The following is a 15,656-nucleotide window of genomic DNA, read 5'->3' as shown; positions in this document are numbered from 1 at the left end:
ATCTGTAGCTGTACCACCACTCGCCTCTGCCAATACTTTCGTAATAGCAGCTGTAAGGGTCGTCTTACCGTGGTCAACGTGACCAATAGTACCTACGTTACAATGCGGTTTCGTCCGCTCAAACTTTTCCTTAGCCATCGGCTATAACTCCTATTTTAGTCTTTTAAGAGGCCGTTAAGCCAGTTTTGCCACTACTTCATCAGCTACCGCTTTTGGTACCTGTTCATAGTGATCGAAGACCATTGAATATTGTGCACGACCCTGGCTCATAGAGCGCAGAGTATTAACGTAACCAAACATGTTCGCCAAAGGTACAATTGCATTGATAACCTGTGCGTTACCGCGTGCATCCATGCCCTGAACTTGACCACGACGGCTGTTCAGGTCACCGATGATATCACCCATGTATTCGTCAGGCGTAACAACTTCTACCTTCATGACAGGCTCGAGAAGAACGGAACCGCCCTTCGGAATACCTTCACGGAAAGCTGCTTTCGCAGCAATTTCAAAAGCAAGCACGGAAGAATCGACGTCATGGCTTGCGCCATCAAGCAATGTAGCTTTGTAGTCGATCATTGGGAATCCAGCGATCACCCCTGCATCATTAGACTGTCTTAGTCCTTTTTCAACACCAGGAATGTATTCACGCGGAACAGAACCACCTACAATCTTACTTTCGAACTCAAAACCTGAACCAGGCTCCAATGGCTGGAACTCAATTTTGATACGCGCAAACTGACCAGAACCACCAGACTGTTTCTTATGCGTATAATCGATTTCACATGTACGTGTAATCGTCTCACGATAAGCAACCTGTGGCGCACCGACGTTAGCTTCAACTTTGAATTCACGACGCATACGATCAACAAGAATATCAAGATGAAGTTCACCCATACCCTTAATGACAGTTTGGCCACTTTCATTGTCTGAAGAAACACGGAAAGATGGATCTTCCTGAGCCAAACGGTTCAGAGCTAGGCCCATTTTTTCTTGGTCAGCTTTAGTCTTAGGTTCGACAGCAACTTCAATCACTGGCTCTGGGAATTCCATACGCTCAAGAATAATTGGCTTAAGGTTGTCACAGAGTGTGTCACCAGTTGTTGTGTCTTTAAGACCCGCAATAGCAACGATATCACCAGCACGTGCTTGTTTAACATCTTCACGGCTGTTTGCATGCATCTGCAACATACGGCCGATACGTTCGCGCTTACCTTTAACAGAGTTCGTAATTTGAGTACCAGTCTCAAGAACACCGGAATAAACGCGCACAAAGGTCAAAGAACCAACGAATGGATCCGTCATAATTTTGAAAGCAAGCGCTGAAGCAGGTACGTCATCCCGTGTAGGGCGAGTATCTTCAGCATCCGTATCAGGATGAACACCTTCAACATCATCAACATCAAGCGGTGATGGCATGTAATCAATCACAGCGTCAAGCAAAGTCTGAACGCCTTTGTTTTTAAACGCAGTACCATTGAGAACAGGCACGAAAGACAGATTCATTGTACCTGTACGAATACAACGTTTCAGCGTTTCAATATCAGGCTCATTACCTTCAAGGTAAGCTTCCATAACGGCTTCATCTTGCTCAACAGCCAGCTCAATCATCGCTTCGCGATATTCATCAGCTTTGGCTTGCAGATCAGCAGGAATTTCTTCTTCATCATAATTTGCTCCCATGCTCTCGTCATTCCAGACGATCGCTTTCATTTTGAGCAAATCAATAACACCTTTATATTCTGCTTCTGAACCAATCGGTATCTGTAGAACCATTGGTTTCGCAGCAAGGCGTGTTTTCATCATATCAACACAGCGATAAAAATCTGCGCCTGTACGGTCCATCTTATTGACGAAACACATACGTGGAACAGCGTATTTATCAGCCTGACGCCAGACAGTCTCAGATTGAGGCTCAACACCTGCAACCGAGTCAAATACAGCTACAGCACCATCGAGAACACGCAGGGAACGCTCAACTTCAATCGTGAAATCAACGTGGCCAGGTGTATCAATGATGTTGATACGGTGGTCTTTCCAAAAACAGGTTGTAGCCGCGGATGTAATTGTAATACCGCGCTCTTGTTCCTGCTCCATCCAGTCCATAGTAGCATTACCGTCGTGAACCTCACCAATTTTGTGAGAGACACCCGTATAAAACAAAATACGTTCTGTTGTCGTAGTTTTACCAGCATCAATGTGTGCCATGATACCGATGTTACGATACCGCTCAAGCGGGGTCGTCCGAGACATAACGATGACCTCTTTAAATTACCAACGGTAGTGTGAGAAGGCTTTGTTAGCCTCTGCCATTTTATGCGTATCTTCACGCTTCTTAACAGCAGCACCGCGGTTGTTTGCAGCATCCATCAGCTCATTAGCTAGGCGGTCAACCATTGTATTTTCGGAACGCTTGCGCGCAGCACCGATTAACCAACGAATAGCAAGTGCTTGCGCACGTGTAGAGCGAACTTCAACAGGAACCTGGTAAGTAGCACCACCAACACGGCGGGAGCGAACTTCCAAATCCGGACGAACATTACCTAGCGCTTCATGAAAAACAGAGATTGTGTCTTCTGTTTTGTTACGCTCAGCGACGCGATCTAACGCACCGTAAACGATATTTTCAGCGACGGCTTTTTTGCCGTCAAGCATTAGGCAGTTCATAAATTTACTTAGCGTAATATCACCAAACTTTGGGTCTGGCAGGATATCGCGCTTCTCAGCTCTATGGCGACGAGACATGGTAGATCCTTTGCCTTACTTCGGACGCTTTGCGCCGTATTTTGAACGACGCTGGCGACGATCTTTGACACCCTGGGTATCCAGAGTACCACGAATTACGTGATAACGAACACCAGGCAAATCCTTCACACGACCGCCGCGAATCATCACGACAGAGTGTTCTTGAAGGTTATGACCTTCGCCTGGAATATAGCTAGTAACTTCGAACCCGTTAGTAAGACGCACACGTGCGACTTTACGAAGAGCGGAGTTAGGTTTTTTCGGCGTCGTGGTATAAACACGAGTACACACGCCACGCTTTTGTGGGCATGCTTCTAGAGCCGGTACTTTGGTCCGTTGAAACGGCGCTTTACGCGGTTTACGGATCAATTGGTTAATTGTAGGCATCAGGCAATCCTTAAAGCCAGTATTACAGTACTAATTGTCACGCGTTCGGATAATCACGTCCCGCGGACATCTCATCCTGTGTAACAGCTAGAAAACTAAGATTTCGAGTCTGCCGCTCATACCAAAAGGCAGGAACGAGAATCCCGAAAGTGGCCGCATACTATGGTCGCGACCACCAACCGTCAAGCCTTCCATTGAATTTTTGACGGCAGCCACAAAACCAAGCACCAGAAACACAGGAAACTGCGCCTCTGGGCTTAATCTCTTTTCTTACCCATAGAAGTAAAAATTACTCCGCAGGGGTCTGCTCACTAGGGAGGCTAGAGTCGATAGCCTCATTCGCTGCGGCTTCCCGAGACGCTGCAATAATTTGATCCTGTTCTTCTGCAAGTTTTTTAACTCGCTTCATAACAGCACCAGTACCAGCAGGTATCAGGCGACCAACAATAACGTTTTCTTTAAGACCAACCAACGTATCCATTTTACCATGGGTCGCAGCTTCAGTCAGAACACGCGTAGTTTCTTGGAACGATGCAGCAGAAATGAAGGATCTTGTCTGCAAGCTGGCCTTCGTGATCCCTTGCAGGATTGGACGACCAGAGGCAACGCGCCCCCCTTCTTTAATTGCTTTTTCGTTCTCTTCACCGAACTCTTCACGGTCAGCAGTTTCACCAACCAAGAAGGTTGTGTCACCACCGTCTGTGATTTCGATTTTTTGTAGCATCTGGCGAATGATCACTTCGATATGCTTATCGTTGATCTTAACGCCCTGCAGACGGTAAACACTCTGGACTTCGTTAATCAGGTAATCAGCAAGAGCCTCAACACCTAACACATCCAGAATATCATGTAGAACTAAACTACCGTCCATCAAAAGATCACCAACTTCAACGGTGTCCCCCTCTTGAACAGCAAGGTGCTTACCTTTTGGCAGCATATATTCACGTGGTTCGATAGTCTCATCATCAGGACGAACAATAATCCGGCGTTTAGCTTTATAATCTTTACCGTATTCCACTCGACCAGCAATGTCAGACATTACAGCATAATCTTTTGGCTTACGTGCTTCGAAAAGCTCCGCAACGCGTGGAAGACCACCCGTAATATCACGTGTTTTGGACCCTTCGCGCGGAATACGCGCCAAGACGTCACCCGCTTTTACAGGAGTACCAGGCTCAACCGAAAGAATAGCTCCAACAGATAGGAAGTAACGCGCTTCCATATCGTTCTCAAGCAGGATCACTTCACCATCAGCATCACGCAAGGTAATACGTGGTTTCAGATCAGCTCCCTTAGAAGCCTGTTTCCACTCAACAACTTCACGGTTAGAAATACCTGTAGTCTCATCCGTAACTTCACGCATGGAGGTACCATCAACCAGGTCAACAAAATTAGCCATGCCCTCTTTTTCAGAGATAATTGGAATCGTGTACGGATCCCATTCGGCTAGTTTCTGACCTTTTTCACATTTGCCACCTTCATCAACCAGCAATTTCGCACCGTATTGTAGACGGTGACGCGCACGTTCACGGTTGTTATCGTCACGAATGATAAGTTCCTGACTACGTCCCATAACAATTGGGAGGCCATCAGAGTTCATCACGATGTTACGGTTTTTAATATGGACTGTACCAGCGAGTGAAGCTTCAATAGATGACTGTTCAGAACCACCCTGTGCAGCACCGCCAATGTGGAAAGTACGCATTGTCAACTGTGTACCAGGTTCCCCAATGGACTGAGCAGCGATAACGCCAACAGCTTCTCCAGTGTATACCTTTGTACCGCGTGATAGATCACGACCATAACATTGCGCACAAACACCATTTTTGGACTTACAAAGCAGTGGAGAACGAACATGGATTGTATCTAGACCAGAACGATCAATTTCATCTAAATGTTCTTCAGAAATAATGTCTCCAGCAGAAACAATCACTTCTTTCGTTAATGGACTCACAAGATCATCGATAGTCGTACGACCAAGCAGACGCTCGCTCAATGAGGCAATAACTTCACCGCCGTCGATGACAGCAGAAATCTGCATACCAATATCAGTACCACAATCTTCTTCATTGATGATTGCATCCTGCGCAACATCGACGAGACGACGTGTAAGATAACCTGAGTTCGCTGTTTTAAGCGCGGTATCAGCAAGTCCCTTACGTGCTCCGTGAGTAGAGTTGAAATACTCAAGAACGGTAAGGCCTTCTTTAAAGTTAGAAATAATCGGTGTTTCAATGATAGAGCCATCCGGCTTTGCCATCAAACCACGCATACCTGCCAGCTGTTTAATCTGAGCAGCAGAACCACGCGCACCAGAATGAGCCATCATGTAAACCGAGTTCACATCACGTCCCTTAGCGGCACCAATAACATCCATCATCTCATCGGCGACACGATCAGAACACTGGGCCCAAATATCAACAACTTTGTTGTATTTTTCACCACGAGTGATCAAACCATCAAGATACTGTTGCTCAAATTCTTTAACTTGAGTTTGAGCTTCTTCAATAAGCTGTTCTTTTGCGGCTGGAATCTGCATATCGTCTTTACCAAACGAAATACCGGCCATACACGCATGAGTGAAACCGAGCTTCATGATTTTATCACAGAAAATTACAGTCTCTTTTTGACCGCAATGACGATAAACCATATCAATGATTTCAGAAACTTCACGCTTAGGAAGTAAGCGATTAAGCTTTGAGAATGGAAGCTTTGGATGACGTGGGTACAACTCTGCAAGTTTCATACGACCAGGTGTTGTCTCTTCGAGGGTCGTGATCGGCTTACCATCGGCATCAACAGTGTGATAACGAGCAGTAATTTTAGTATGCAAGGAAATCACTTTGTTATTTAGGGCATGGTCAATCTCGGCCATATCACCAAATGCCATACCTTCGCCAGGCTCTCCATCCATCATCATGGATAGATAATAGATACCAAGAACAATATCCTGAGATGGAACGATAATAGGTTTACCGTTCGCAGGCGACAGGATGTTGTTTGTTGACATCATCAACACACGAGCTTCCAACTGCGCTTCAAGAGAGAGCGGGACGTGTACCGCCATCTGATCACCATCAAAGTCAGCGTTAAACGCTGTACAAACTAATGGGTGCAGCTGGATCGCTTTACCTTCGATCAACGTAGGCTCGAAAGCTTGAATACCAAGACGGTGAAGAGTCGGAGCACGGTTAAGCATAACCGGGTGCTCACGAATTACTTCTTCAAGAATATCCCAGACTTCTGGACGGGTTTTTTCTACCATACGCTTCGCAGCTTTAATGGTAGTTGCCATTCCATAGAGTTCTAATTTTGAATAGATAAACGGCTTAAAGAGTTCAAGCGCCATCTTTTTCGGAATGCCACACTGGTGCAGTTTCAATTCAGGGCCAACAACGATAACCGAACGACCAGAATAATCGACACGTTTACCGAGAAGGTTCTGACGGAAACGCCCCTGCTTACCTTTGAGCATATCAGAAAGAGATTTAAGCGGCCGTTTATTGGCACCAGTAATCACACGACCACGGCGACCATTATCAAACAACGCATCAACAGATTCCTGAAGCATACGTTTTTCATTACGCACAATAATATCTGGCGCACGCAGTTCGATCAAACGTTTCAGACGGTTGTTACGGTTGATTACACGACGATACAGATCGTTAAGATCTGAAGTCGCAAATCGACCACCATCCAATGGCACCAAAGGACGCAATTCTGGTGGAATTACAGGAACAACATCAAGGATCATCCACTCTGGACGTGAGCCTGATTCCAAGAAGGCTTCAACGATTTTAAGACGCTTAACGAGCTTCTTACGTTTGGCTTCAGAATTAGTATCACGCAGTTCTTGGCGAATGGTGTCTTTTTCTTCTTCAAGATCAAGACCAGCTAGGATGTCTTTGATCGCTTCAGCACCAATTTTGGCTGTGAAAGCATCATCTCCATACTCGTCTTGAGCATCCATGAACTCTTCTTCAGAAAGCAACTGGTGTTGCTTCATAGGAGTAAGACCAGGCTCAACAACCACAAAATTCTCAAAGTAGAGAATCCGCTCAAGATCCTTAAGCGGCATATCAACCAACAGGCCAATACGACTTGGAAGAGATTTCAGGAACCAAATGTGAGCAACCGGGCTCGCCAATTCGATGTGGCCCATACGCTCGCGACGTACTTTGGAAAGAGTAACTTCGACACCACATTTTTCGCAAATGATGCCGCGATATTTCATACGTTTGTATTTACCGCACAGACATTCGTAATCCTTGATCGGACCGAAAATACGCGCACAAAAAAGGCCGTCGCGTTCTGGTTTGAAAGTACGGTAGTTGATGGTTTCTGGCTTCTTTATTTCGCCAAAGGACCATGATCTGATCCGTTCAGGACTCGCGATTGCGATCCTGATCTGATCAAATGTCGCAGGCCCACTAGTCTGGCCGAAAAGATTCATCAACTCATTGGACATCGGTGTCTCCCGACAAAATTTTATTCTCTAAACCGTTAACGTTTGAAACCGGGGCCTTGCGGCCCCGGATATCAAGCATCACTTTGTGTCAATTCCACATTCAGACCAAGAGAACGAAGTTCCTTGACCAGAACGTTAAAGGACTCTGGAATACCTGCTTCAAAGTTCTCATCGCCTTTGACGATCGCTTCGTAAACTTTAGTACGCCCTGACACATCATCAGATTTAACAGTTAGCATTTCCTGCAAGGTATACGCAGCACCGTAAGCTTCAAGTGCCCAAACCTCCATCTCACCGAAACGCTGCCCACCGAACTGAGCTTTACCACCCAGAGGCTGCTGCGTAACAAGAGAGTAAGGTCCGATAGAACGAGCATGGATTTTATCATCAACAAGGTGATGCAATTTCAACATGTAAATATAACCAACGGTTACATTACGGTCGAACTGTTCACCTGTCCGTCCATCGATCAGACGAACCTGACCAGAACTATCCAGGCCTGCCTTCACAAGCATGTCAACGACGTCTTTTTCCTTAGCACCATCAAATACAGGTGTCGCAATCGGAACACCGTTACGTAGATTGTAACCGAGTTCGTCCAGTTCTTCTGTATTCATATCTACGATGCCGTCGTTATAGTCTTTTTCACCATAAACATCGAGCAACTTAGATTTGAGGTCGCCATACTCACCTGTACGACGGGCATCAACGGCCATATCACCAATCTGGTGACCAAGACCACGACACGCCCAACCCAAGTGAGTTTCCAGAATCTGACCAACATTCATACGTGAAGGAACACCAAGCGGGTTCAATACGATATCAACAGGAGTACCATCTTCAGTGTAAGGCATATCTTCCACAGGCATAATGCGGGAAATAACACCTTTGTTTCCGTGACGACCAGCCATTTTATCACCAGGCTGTAGCTTACGTTTAACAGCTACGAAGACTTTAACCATCTTCATAACACCAGGAAGCAGTTCATCACCACGCTGAAGTTTTTGTACTTTATCATCAAAGCGTTTTGTCAGTTCATCGATTGACTCTTCGAACTGTTTGGTAAGCGCTTCGATTTCCGTTTGAGCACCATCGTCTTCGACAGCGATTTGACGCCACTGGCCAGGTGTAAAGTCAGCAAGAAGTGCTGCATCAACCTGAACACCAGTTGGCATACCTTTAGGGCCACTGACAACAACATGACCTGCCGTAAATTCTTTTAGGCGGTCATAGAAACTGCGCTCTAGAATGCCACGTTCATCGTCGCGGTCTTTTGCCAAGTGTTCAATCTCAAGGCGCTCAATTGCCAATTCACGTTCATCTTTCTCAACACCACGGCGAGAGAAAACACGAACATCAACAACAGTACCAATACCCCCAGGAGGAACACGTAGAGAAGTATCACGAACGTCAGAAGCTTTTTCACCAAAGATTGCTCGAAGAAGCTTTTCTTCAGGCGTCATTGGAGATTCACCTTTAGGCGTCACCTTACCAACAAGGATATCACCTGGCTCAACTTCTGCCCCGATGTAAACCATACCAGCTTCATCAAGATTACGAAGAGCGTCTTCACCGACATTTGGAATATCGCGTGTGATTTCTTCCTGACCCAATTTGGTATCGCGTGCCATAACTTCATAGGCTTCGATATGGATTGAGGTGAAGACATCGTCACGTACGATACGTTCTGAGATGAGAATTGAATCCTCATAGTTGTAACCATTCCAAGGCATAAATGCCACAAGAACGTTACGACCAAGAGCCAATTCACCAAGATCTGTAGACGGACCGTCAGCCATGATATCGCCACGACCAACCATGTCACCAACTTTTACAAGTGGACGTTGATTGATACAGGTACCTTGGTTTGAACGCTGGAATTTTGACAGATTGTAGATGTCAACAGCACCCTCACCCGTGGACATGTCATCACGAACACGAACCACGATACGAGTTGCATCAACCTGGTCGACAACACCACCACGGCGGGCGGAAATTGAAACCCCGGAATCCTGCGCAACACGTGATTCCATACCTGTTCCAACAAAAGGAGCTTCCGCTTTTAACAACGGAACCGCCTGACGCTGCATATTCGAGCCCATAAGAGCACGGTTCGCATCATCGTTTTCAAGGAATGGGATCAAAGCAGCAGCAACAGAAACCAGCTGTTTTGGAGAAACATCGATCAGATTGATTTCTGAACTACGCGTAACGAAATAATCACCGTTTTTACGGCAAGAAATCAGTTCTTCGACGAAGGTATTATCTTCGTTTAATGCCGCGTTTGCTTCAGCGATCGTGTAACGACCTTCTTCAATCGCACTAAGATAAACAACATCGTCTGTAACAACGCCATCCACAATTTTACGATATGGACTTTCGATAAATCCATAAGGATTAACACGTGCAAAAGTCGCCAGAGAGTTAATCAGACCAATATTTGGTCCCTCTGGTGTCTCAATCGGGCAAATACGACCATAGTGAGTTGGGTGAACATCACGAACTTCAAAGCCAGCACGTTCACGCGTAAGACCACCAGGGCCCAACGCTGAAACACGACGCTTGTGCGTAATTTCAGATAGCGGGTTGGTTTGATCCATAAACTGAGAAAGTTGTGAAGATCCGAAGAACTCACGAACAGCCGCAGCAACTGGTTTCGCATTGATCAAATCGTGCGGCATAACCGTATCGATTTCAACAGAACTCATACGCTCTTTGATCGCACGTTCCATACGCAACAAACCAACACGGAACTGATTTTCCATCAACTCACCAACGGAGCGGACACGACGGTTACCAAGGTGATCAATATCATCGATATCACCTTTACCATCTTTCAATTCGCAAAGGATTTTTACGATTTCAAGGATATCTTCCCGGCGTAAAATACGAACCTGATCGTCAGTCTCGAAATCGAGACGAGCGTTCATTTTTACACGACCAACAGAAGACAGATCGTAACGTTCGGAATCAAAGAAGAGACCGTGGAACATTTTCTCTGCGGCTTCAAGGGTCGGTGGCTCTCCAGGACGCATCACACGATAAATATCCAGCAACGCGTCTTCACGTGTTGCATTTTTATCAGCAGCAAGTGTATTGCGGATATATGGACCAACTTTAATATTATCGATACCAAGAGTATCAATTTCAGTCATTCCAGTTGCAGAAAGAGCTTCAAGAAGCTCTTCGGTGATTTCTTCACCAGCTTCGCAAATAACTTCGCCCGTCGTTGCATTGATGTGATCGTTCGCAATGTATGCGCCAAACAAATCATCACTTGGTACAAAGATATCTGTAAGACCATCTTCTACCAATTTACGAATAGACCGCGGAGTTAGCTTTGTGCCTGCTTCAACAGCAACATCACCCGATTTCGCGTTGATAAGATCATTGACAAGCTTTACGCCCTTCATGGCGTCAGCATCGAATGGTCTCATCCAACCGTTACCTGACTTCTTATAGGTAACAGTATCATAGAAGAAGTGCAGCAAATCTTCAGGAGACATGCCCTGAGCTTGTGTCGGATCTAGAACTTCATTTGCTTCGCTCAATTCAGCGCGACGCTTAGCCGTTTCTTCATTATCCAGAGCGAGCAACAAAGTTGTCGCAGGAAGCTTACGGCGGCGATCAATACGGACATAAGCCAGATCTTTAGCATCAAATTCCAAATCGAGCCATGAGCCACGATAAGGAATGACGCGAGCAGCAAATAAGAACTTACCAGAAGAATGGGTTTTCCCACGATCATGGTCAAAGAACACGCCAGGACTACGGTGCATCTGTGAAACGATAACACGCTCGGTACCGTTTACGACAAACGTACCATACCGTGTCATCATAGGCAGATCACCCATGTAGACATCTTGTTCTTTGATGTCACGGATTGATCTAGCACCGGTATCTTCGTCTACGTCCCAAACAACAAGTCTCAAAGTAACTTTGAGTGGAGCTGCGTATGTAATGCCACGTTGTTGGCATTCTTCTACGTCAAATTTAGGTTGTTCCAGCTCGTAGCGCAGAAACTGTAATTCAGACTTTTCAGCAAAATCTTTGATCGAAAAAATCGATTCAAATACTTCCTGAAGTCCGGTAGTTTTGCGCTCTGAAGCAGGAACGCCTACCTGTAGGAACTGATCGTAAGAAGCTTTCTGGACTTCGATTAAATTAGGCATAGTGCTCACTTCCGTGATACGCCCGAAGTCCTTGCGAATGCGCTTTCGACCCGTAAACGATCTCGCCATGTCAGTAACGTCCTCGTCCCATTGGGTTTTGACGAAAGGGAGGTTCCCAATCATCAAATATTATCTCAAAAAATCACTGAGAAAACGTCTATATAACAAGACATTTAAACAGTTTGAGGGTTAATTTACACCTTACCCCTTAAAGGCGCAGAAAACCGGCGCGACACACAGCGTGAGCTGTGTACCGGCCGGGTTTTCTAAAACTGGTAGTGACGCAAAATCAAGATTACTTGACTTCAACAGTAGCGCCAGCTGCTTCCAGTTTACCTTTTACTTCGTCGGCTTCGTCTTTAGAGACACCTTCTTTAACAGCTTTAGGTGCACTTTCAACCAAGTCTTTCGCTTCTTTCAGACCAAGGCCTGTAATAGCGCGAACTTCTTTAATGACGTTGATTTTCTTTTCGCCAACAGCGGCAAGAACAACATCAAATTCTGTCTGAGCTTCAGCAGCGCCACCGGCGTCACCACCAGCAGCTGCAGCAACAGCTACAGGAGCAGCAGCAGAAACACCCCAATGGTCTTCTAGCTTTTTAGAAAGTTCAGCAGCTTCTAGAACAGTCAGTTTAGACAGTTCTTCAACCAATTTATCAAGATCAGCCATAGTAATTAGTATCCTCGTAAAGGCTTGAACAGAGAAAATTTAACAAAACCGTTAAGCAGCTTCGCCTTGAGACCCGTAGGCACCAAATACGCGGGCCAATTGACCAGCCGGAGCTTGCGTAACACCTGCAATTTTCGTAGCAGGCGCCTGCAATAGGCCAACCAGTTTGCCGCGTAGTTCGTCGAGCGATGGAAGGGAAGCAAGAGCCTTAACGCCATCAGCGTTAAGAATAGTGTCACCCATTGCACCACCGACAATAGTCAGCTTCTCGTTCTTCTTGGCGAACTCGACGCAGACTTTAGCCGCTGCAATTGGATCAACAGATGTCGTAACAGCTGTTGGGCCAGTGAACAGTGGCTTCAGTGCCTCAAATTTCGTGCCGTCAAGAGCAATTTTCGCCAGCCGGTTTTTCGCAACTTTGTAGCTAGCGCCAACTTCCCGTGCGCCTGAGCGCAATTCGGAAACTTCTGAAACTGTCAGGCCAGACTGTTGCGTAACAACAACCAAACCAGAGTCGTCGAAGACTTCCTTAAGGAAAGCGACGAGCTGTTCTTTCTGTGTACGATCCACGGTAGCTCCGCTCGTTTTGATCCATCCCAAATGGAATCGGATCGATTTGCACGAGAATCTCTCATCACCAGAGAGATTCGGTTCGCCTGTCCTGGAAGTTCAAGCCTTACACACCGGAGGACCCGATGCGTCTACAACTCGCTTCCCGTCTATGTAGGCCCCTAAAGGACTTAAGTCTCACTTACATGAAACACCCACAGTCTTGGACAGGTTGCAACGAAATCCGAAAACTTCGCTGCAGGAACAGCGGAAGAACGAATTCTCCCGCTGAGTGATGCCCTAATACACCAAAAATTTCACCACGTACAGCGATTACTCGCCTGATACAGAAGAAATTTCCAGCTTAACGCCCGGTCCCATCGTAGATGAGATCGAAATGCGTTTTACGTATGTACCTTTTGAACCACTTGGTTTGGCCTTAAAGATCTCTGAAATAAATGCACGTGCATTTTCAATCAACTGATCTTCACCAAAACTAAGTTTGCCAATTCCACCGTGAATAATACCGGCTTTCTCAACACGATACTCAACCTGACCAGATTTAGCAGCTTCAACAGCGCCCTTAACATCAGGAGTAACTGTGCCAAGTTTAGGATTTGGCATTAAGCCACGTGGGCCTAACACTTTACCCAAGCGACCAACAATAGCCATCATATCTGGCGTTGCGATCACACGGTCAAAATTCATCTCACCGCCCTGGATCTTTTCCATAAGATCCTCAGCACCAACGATTTCAGCTCCAGCAGCCTTTGCTTCGTCAGCTTTGGCATCACGAGCAAAAACAGCAACACGAACTTCTTTACCAGTACCGTGAGGTAAAGCAACAACGCCACGAACGTTCTGGTCAGCATGACGAGGATCTACACCCAAGTTCATTGCGATTTCGAGCGTTTCGTCGAATTTAGTTTTAGTTGCCGCTTTGATGATTTTTACAGCCTCAACAAGGTTGTAAGATTTTTCACGGTCAAGACCTTCATAGGCGCCAGTGATACGCTTACCTTTTTTCGCCATGATCTTATCCCTTCACTTCCAAGCCCATGGAGCGCGCTGTACCTTTAATAATCAGGCTCGCAGCATCCAGATCGTTAGCGTTCAGATCAACCATTTTAGTTTGCGCAATTTCACGAACTTGGGCGATCGTCACAGAACCAACAAATGCTTTACCGGTTTCGGAAGCACCTTTGCTCAAACCAGCTGCTTTCTTAAGAAAGTAGCTTGCAGGAGGCGTTTTGGTTACAAAAGAGAAAGAACGGTCACTGTAAGCAGTAATGATAACAGGAACAGGAGTGTTTTTCTCCATGTCACCCGTTGCAGCATTAAAAGCCTTACAGAATTCCATGATGTTTAGGCCACGTTGACCAAGCGCAGGACCTACTGGCGGTGATGGATTAGCAGCACCGGCAGGGATCTCAAGCTTGATATAGCCTGCGATTTTCTTTGCCATTGATTTACCCTCTTAACTTATGGGTGCGCGGTATGGTCATGGCAGACCCACCGCACTAAAAAACGACCGCTGTTGCGGTCGCCAACTAAATACAGAGAAACGAATTACTGCTTTTCAACTTGTTCGTATTCCAACTCAACCGGAGTGGCACGACCAAAGATAGACACAGCAACTTTAAGGCGGGCTTTCTCTTCATCAATTCCCTCAACGACACCGTTGAAAGAAGCAAAAGGACCGTCAGTAACACGAACGGTTTCCCCAACCTCAAAAATAACCGATGGACGTGGGCGATCGACACCTTCTTGGACTTGCTGCAGCATTGCCTGCGCTTCCCGTTCGGATATCGGTAATGGACGCCCTTTTCCACCAAGAAAACCTGTAACTTTTGGCGTATCCTTAACCAGGTGCCAACTCTCGTCAGTCAGGTCCATTTTGACCATAACATAACCAGGGAAGAACTTACGCTCAGCGTTAATACGCTGACCACGACGCATTTCAACAACCTCTTCTGTCGGAACTAAAACTTCCTCAAAACGGTCGGACATGCCTTTTTTCGCAGCCTGCTCCTGAATAGATTCAGCAACCTTCTTTTCAAATCCGGAATATACATGGATTACATACCAACGAGCAGCCATGATTTACCCTCCCAGACCTAAAATAAGTTTCACACCCTGATTAAGCACCAGATCGACGAGGAAGAAAAAAGTAGCAGTAAGCGTAACCATAACGAATACCATACCAGTGGTAACCATAGTTTCCTTACGCGTAGGCCAAGTAACTTTGCTCAGTTCTTGACGAAATTCTTTCATGAGCTGACCGGGGTTGGTCTTTGCCATTCCTAAAACGCCTTTGACTTGGTGCCCAACAACCGGGGCAGATCTAATACAAATATATCTAGTTATACACCGTTTTATATCAAGACATAATAACGATTGCCAACTAAACCAAAACCCAGCTTACGCCGGGCTTTAAGTGGCAGGAGAGGAGGGACTCGAACCCACAACCCCCGGTTTTGGAGACCGGTGCTCTACCAATTGAGCTACTCTCCTACATTTCGTCGTTGTAGTTATGTGACTCGGTTGTCACCAACTAGCAGACGGGGCGTTCTAGCAGGACGCCCCGTCCCTATCAACGTTTTATTTTTTTTATTTTGAGATACTTGAAACGACACCAGCACCAACGGTACGGCCGCCTTCACGGATC

The 15,656-nt window shown here is 46.1% G+C and carries 12 protein-coding genes and 1 tRNA gene; all 13 read right to left on the bottom strand.

What is annotated here, in order from left to right; genetic code table 11:
• Nucleotides 1-138 (bottom strand): GTP-binding protein (locus ACFSKO_RS06020; RefSeq protein WP_380249488.1); only part of this gene is annotated, 138 nt, incomplete at its 3' end.
• Nucleotides 139-174: 36 nt separating this feature from the next.
• Nucleotides 175-2,250, bottom strand: coding sequence for an elongation factor G (gene fusA / locus ACFSKO_RS06015; RefSeq protein ID WP_380249484.1), 2,076 nt, complete (start codon nucleotides 2,248-2,250; stop codon nucleotides 175-177).
• 18 nt (nucleotides 2,251-2,268) lie between these two features.
• Nucleotides 2,269-2,742, bottom strand: a complete 474-nt coding sequence (gene rpsG, locus ACFSKO_RS06010; RefSeq protein ID WP_380249482.1) for a 30S ribosomal protein S7 — start codon at nucleotides 2,740-2,742, stop codon at nucleotides 2,269-2,271.
• Between the two features lie 15 nt (nucleotides 2,743-2,757).
• Nucleotides 2,758-3,129, bottom strand: coding sequence for a 30S ribosomal protein S12 (gene rpsL / locus ACFSKO_RS06005; RefSeq protein WP_047766120.1), 372 nt, complete (start codon nucleotides 3,127-3,129; stop codon nucleotides 2,758-2,760).
• A 289-nt stretch (nucleotides 3,130-3,418) separates the two neighbouring features.
• Nucleotides 3,419-7,597, bottom strand: a complete 4,179-nt coding sequence (gene rpoC / locus ACFSKO_RS06000; RefSeq protein ID WP_380249480.1) for a DNA-directed RNA polymerase subunit beta' — start codon at nucleotides 7,595-7,597, stop codon at nucleotides 3,419-3,421.
• Between the two features lie 71 nt (nucleotides 7,598-7,668).
• Nucleotides 7,669-11,838 (bottom strand): DNA-directed RNA polymerase subunit beta, encoded by a 4,170-nt coding sequence (gene rpoB, locus ACFSKO_RS05995; protein WP_380249486.1) that lies wholly within the window; start codon nucleotides 11,836-11,838, stop codon nucleotides 7,669-7,671.
• A 226-nt stretch (nucleotides 11,839-12,064) separates the two neighbouring features.
• On the bottom strand, nucleotides 12,065-12,439 hold the full coding sequence (gene rplL, locus ACFSKO_RS05990) for a 50S ribosomal protein L7/L12 (protein ID WP_380249478.1): 375 nt from the start codon (nucleotides 12,437-12,439) through the stop codon (nucleotides 12,065-12,067).
• Between the two features lie 51 nt (nucleotides 12,440-12,490).
• Nucleotides 12,491-13,009: a 50S ribosomal protein L10 gene (rplJ, locus tag ACFSKO_RS05985; protein ID WP_380249476.1), complete on the bottom strand. Its 519-nt coding sequence runs from the start codon at nucleotides 13,007-13,009 to the stop codon at nucleotides 12,491-12,493.
• Between the two features lie 312 nt (nucleotides 13,010-13,321).
• A complete protein-coding gene (gene rplA, locus ACFSKO_RS05980) occupies nucleotides 13,322-14,020 on the bottom strand; it encodes a 50S ribosomal protein L1 (protein ID WP_380249474.1) in 699 nt (232 codons plus the stop codon).
• Nucleotides 14,021-14,024: 4 nt separating this feature from the next.
• On the bottom strand, nucleotides 14,025-14,453 hold the full coding sequence (rplK, locus tag ACFSKO_RS05975) for a 50S ribosomal protein L11 (protein WP_380249472.1): 429 nt from the start codon (nucleotides 14,451-14,453) through the stop codon (nucleotides 14,025-14,027).
• A gap of 104 nt (nucleotides 14,454-14,557) precedes the next feature.
• On the bottom strand, nucleotides 14,558-15,088 hold the full coding sequence (gene nusG, locus ACFSKO_RS05970) for a transcription termination/antitermination protein NusG (RefSeq protein WP_380249470.1): 531 nt from the start codon (nucleotides 15,086-15,088) through the stop codon (nucleotides 14,558-14,560).
• Nucleotides 15,089-15,091: 3 nt separating this feature from the next.
• Nucleotides 15,092-15,289, bottom strand: coding sequence for a preprotein translocase subunit SecE (secE, locus tag ACFSKO_RS05965; RefSeq protein WP_380249468.1), 198 nt, complete (start codon nucleotides 15,287-15,289; stop codon nucleotides 15,092-15,094).
• 137 nt (nucleotides 15,290-15,426) lie between these two features.
• Nucleotides 15,427-15,502 (bottom strand) — tRNA-Trp (locus ACFSKO_RS05960).
• Nucleotides 15,503-15,656: the final 154 nt, after the last annotated feature.

Origin of the sequence: Kiloniella antarctica, assembly GCF_042682825.1 — a bacterium.
Classification (GTDB): domain Bacteria; phylum Pseudomonadota; class Alphaproteobacteria; order Kiloniellales; family Kiloniellaceae; genus Kiloniella; species Kiloniella antarctica.
The sequence above is the reverse complement of the archived record's forward strand: the minus strand, read 5'-3'. Positions and strand labels throughout refer to the sequence as shown.

Bases quoted from the DNA above. Each gene is read 5' to 3' on its own strand.
- rplA (WP_380249474.1), bottom strand. From the start codon at position 14,020: ATGGCGAAAAAAGGTAAGCGTATCACTGGCGCCTATGAAGGTCTTGAC.
- secE (WP_380249468.1), bottom strand. From the start codon at position 15,289: ATGGCAAAGACCAACCCCGGTCAGCTCATGAAAGAATTTCGTCAAGAA.
- rpoC (WP_380249480.1), bottom strand. From the start codon at position 7,597: ATGTCCAATGAGTTGATGAATCTTTTCGGCCAGACTAGTGGGCCTGCG.
- rpsL (WP_047766120.1), bottom strand. From the start codon at position 3,129: ATGCCTACAATTAACCAATTGATCCGTAAACCGCGTAAAGCGCCGTTT.
- rplK (WP_380249472.1), bottom strand. From the start codon at position 14,453: ATGGCAAAGAAAATCGCAGGCTATATCAAGCTTGAGATCCCTGCCGGT.
- rpsG (WP_380249482.1), bottom strand. From the start codon at position 2,742: ATGTCTCGTCGCCATAGAGCTGAGAAGCGCGATATCCTGCCAGACCCA.
- rplL (WP_380249478.1), bottom strand. From the start codon at position 12,439: ATGGCTGATCTTGATAAATTGGTTGAAGAACTGTCTAAACTGACTGTT.
- nusG (WP_380249470.1), bottom strand. From the start codon at position 15,088: ATGGCTGCTCGTTGGTATGTAATCCATGTATATTCCGGATTTGAAAAG.
- fusA (WP_380249484.1), bottom strand. From the start codon at position 2,250: ATGTCTCGGACGACCCCGCTTGAGCGGTATCGTAACATCGGTATCATG.
- rpoB (WP_380249486.1), bottom strand. From the start codon at position 11,838: ATGGCGAGATCGTTTACGGGTCGAAAGCGCATTCGCAAGGACTTCGGG.